This window comes from Pelorhabdus rhamnosifermentans (genome assembly GCF_018835585.1).
Taxonomy (GTDB): domain Bacteria; phylum Bacillota; class Negativicutes; order UMGS1260; family UMGS1260; genus Pelorhabdus; species Pelorhabdus rhamnosifermentans.
The window spans coordinates 1-407 of record NZ_JAHGVE010000109.1 but is presented as its reverse complement, the minus strand read 5'-3'; the positions used below and the strand labels follow the sequence as shown (position 1 = coordinate 407).

Sequence of the window (407 nt, the reverse complement as noted above, 5' to 3'; positions counted from 1 at the left end):
TTTTCAGCAGTTCCATGTTTTTTCCCTCCAATCCGCTTCAGCATGCTCCAGCTTAGTTCTTTATTGCCAAATAGTCCCTGAGGACGATAAATCATGAGGAGAATGAGCATGAGTGAATAAATGACCATGCGCCACTCGGGATAATCAGCCAGAGCCGCTGAAACGAAGGTTAACAGGATGGCTGAGGTAATGGAGCCTGTAATACTGCCGAGTCCGCCTAAAACAACCATGGTCAAAATATCGAAGGACTTCATAAAGGTAAAGGATGCTGGATGAGCAATGTAAAAGTAGTGCGAGAACAGACAACCGGCAATGCCTGCAAAAGCGGCACCAATGGTAAAGGCCAGCACCTTGTATTTGGTTGTATCAATTCCCATGGCTTCGGCAGCGATTTCATTTTCGCGTAC

The 407-nt window shown here is 46.2% G+C and carries 1 protein-coding gene; it reads right to left on the bottom strand.

The genetic code is table 11. From position 1 onward, the window contains the following. Positions 1-407 (bottom strand): branched-chain amino acid ABC transporter permease (locus Ga0466249_RS25990; protein WP_215832393.1); only part of this gene is annotated, 407 nt, incomplete at both ends.